Origin of the sequence: Massilia sp. MS-15 (genome assembly GCF_020176695.1) — a bacterium.
GTDB lineage: Bacteria > Pseudomonadota > Gammaproteobacteria > Burkholderiales > Burkholderiaceae_D > Telluria > Telluria hydrophila.
Genome location: NZ_JAIWIA010000076.1, coordinates 1 through 2919, shown reverse-complemented (window position 1 = coordinate 2919; position 2919 = coordinate 1). Strand labels below are relative to the sequence as shown.

Annotated in this window: 2 protein-coding genes; both read left to right on the top strand. The window is 59.0% G+C overall.

The window, feature by feature from the left end:
- Positions 1-238 precede the first annotated feature (238 nt).
- On the top strand, positions 239-1219 hold the full coding sequence (locus tag LCI23_RS20135) for a DUF2157 domain-containing protein (protein ID WP_224948235.1): 981 nt from the start codon (positions 239-241) through the stop codon (positions 1217-1219).
- On the top strand, positions 1188-2798 hold the full coding sequence (locus LCI23_RS20130) for a GDYXXLXY domain-containing protein (RefSeq protein WP_224948234.1): 1611 nt from the start codon (positions 1188-1190) through the stop codon (positions 2796-2798). Before LCI23_RS20135 ends, LCI23_RS20130 begins: the two co-directional genes overlap by 32 nt.
- Positions 2799-2919: the final 121 nt, after the last annotated feature.

Genomic DNA, 2919 nt, shown 5'->3' with positions numbered 1-2919 from the left:
CACCCAGGTTCTTTTCCTTCGATTTCATGGTCCTTCCTCCGCTTTGCTGACGCAATGGACTGATCATGCTCGTGGAAAGTGATGTGCTGTATAGGATAAGTCTCCGATCCGATGTAGGAATCACCGCACGAATACCGTTCAGGTAGCGAACAAATGGCGGCCCCATCGTGCTCAACGTCAACATCGTAACAAAGTACCCCTCCTAAAATGGCATACGGCTTTCTTCGGAGAACACTCCATGTTGAGTACACGGCTTGCCTTGCTTGAGCTGGCACGACAACGACGGCTGTCCGCGTCTGCCTACGAAGAGTTGCGGCACATTGCTTCCTTGCGCGAATCGGTGCACTTGCCGGAAGCGACCGTGCGCCAGCGCGTACGCATCCTGGCCGCCGCGCTTGCGGGCCTGGGGCTGATTTTCTTCCTTGCGGCAAACTGGGAAGCCCAAAATCCTTTTGCCATGTTCCTGTTATTGGAAACATTGCTTGCGGCAGCGTGTTATGGCGCTGCGCGCTTCGTCCGGTTTCGGGTAGGGCTTGCCTTGTTTGGGCTGCTCACGATCGGCACGATGTTCGGCTTTTTCGGGCAGCACTATCAATCGGGTGCAGATCCATGGCAGTTGTTTGCCTTGTGGACTGCCCTGGCCCTGCCCCTCGCGTTGGCCAGCCGTTCCGATCTCGTGTGGTCGGTCTGGGTCGTCGTCGCCATGTGCGGCGTCTCGACCTGGCTCGCGGCACACGGCGGGAGAAGCTGGTTCGGGCCGACAGGACTGCATATCCAGTTGACAGCCATGCTTGCGGCCCTGGCGATTCCTCTGGCGCTGTCCGCCCCCTGGCGCACCTGGAGCGGTGCAGGAATCTGGGCGCAGAACCTGGCCCTCCTGTCGGCGGCCGGCCTGGCCACGACCTTGGGAGTGACGAGCCTGTTCGATTCGAATAGCCCGATGTTCTGGCTCGCGCTCCTGGCGCTGTGCCAGCTGTTCACCTTCTTTACCAGCCGGGCCGCCTTCGACACCTTGTCGCTATCGATCACGGCCTTGGCGATCGACGTTCTACTGGTATGCGGGGCGGTCAGGCTCGGGCTGGAATTCCGCTCATTCGGGGCCTTGCTCGTCCTTGTCGGGCTTACCGCCGTCGCGGCACTCATGTCGAGCGCGATGCTGATCATTCACTTGTATCGCAAACAGTCCCGTGAAGGACAAGACCGTGACCAATCGAATTGATGCGATCGTACGTGACGCCCTTGCACGTGGACTGGTCGATGCCACGCTGCTCGATGCGGAGAAATCCGGCCATCCCTGGCCTGTCGTCGTGCTGACTGCGTTTGGCGCCCTGCTGGCAGCATTGCCTATTTGCGGCCTGTTTGCGCTCCTGTTTGTCAATAGCAACAGGGGCACGGAATTGTATGTCCTCGGTCCCGTCGTACTCGGCTGCGCTGCTGCCATGCTGCGCGTTCGCAAATTGCCCTTGTTTTTGGAGTACCTCGGCGTGTGCCTGTTGGGCAGCGGCTTGTTCATGGTATGGGTGCCACGCGGGGCTTACGACGACGACGCGATATGCGCCGTCGCAGCGCTTGCCGTGGCGCTTGCGGTACGCCAGGCCTGGATACGGACTGTATGCTGTGCCCTTGCTGTTTTCATGCTGGACAGGGCCTTGCTCGCCGTCGATGCAACCACGCCGTTAGCGCAGCTCATCCTATGGAACAGGTGTTACCTCATGGTCGGCGTATGGCTGGCGGGGCATGCACTCTTGCGCAGTGCCGAGCGTCAGGGCAAATACAGCATTGCATCTGGCGTGGAATCGCTATTAATCGGCCTGGGAATAGTCAATGTCCTGATGCTGGCCTATCAGTCAGGTCAGTCATTTCTCATCAGCCAAATATTGCCCGACCATGACTGGCTCAGCCTTGGCAGCCATGATGCGTGGTTCGGGTATGCACCGCCATTTCTTACTGCTGGCGCCGCGCTCGCGGCTGGCGTCTGGCTCGTTACACTCAAGCGCTTCGACGGGCGATTGCTGGGAGTATGCATTCCAGTCTTCGTCCTGGTGAGCTGGTTCGCGACTTCGCTTGGCGCCCTCTTGCTCATGGCCGCCGCCTGTCTCGTCTGGGGCCGGCCACAGCTCGCCAAATTGACAGGCCTTGCCGGACTATGGACGATCGGGTCGCTCTATTACTGGCTGGGATGGCCACTGCTCTATAAAAGCGTATTACTGTTCTCTGCTGCCGGCGTGCTGCTTTTCGCCAGCCCATGGCGGGAGCGCAGGATCGCAGGCGAAGCAGAGTGCGATTCCGACCTGCAGACCGATCGGCGCAAGTGGACGAAAGCGGGCCTGATCGCGCCTGCGGTAGCGGCCCTCCTCATCCTCAACGTTGGTATCTATCAAAAGGAACAGATCATACGGCAGGGCCAGAGCATCTTCGTCGAGCTGGCACCCGTCGATCCCCGTTCCCTGATGCAAGGCGATTACATGGCACTCAATTTCGCCCGGTCCGGCGATCTGGACGCCGACCTGGACGGCGACGATATCGAAGCGCCCTATTTTGCCATTGCACAGCGCGGCGAGAACGGCGTCGCCACGATCACGCATATCCACGATAAGCGCTCTCCATTGAAGGACAACGAAGTTCTTATCGAGGTAACGCGTCAACGGGGAAGACTCGCCTTGCCGGCCAATGCATGGCATTTCGAAGAAGGCGATGGAGAACGATGGAGCAAGGCGAAATACGGTGAACTGCGCGTGGATGGGCAGGGTCGAGCCGTGCTGGTCGGCTTACGGGGCGCTTCGCTTGAAAAGTTATAAGCGTAAAAGCAAAAAACCCCGCAGAGATCACTCTGCGGGGTTTTTCATATAACTAGCCTGACGATAACCTACTTTCACACTGGTTGCAGCACTATCATCGGCGCAAAGTCGTTTCACGGTC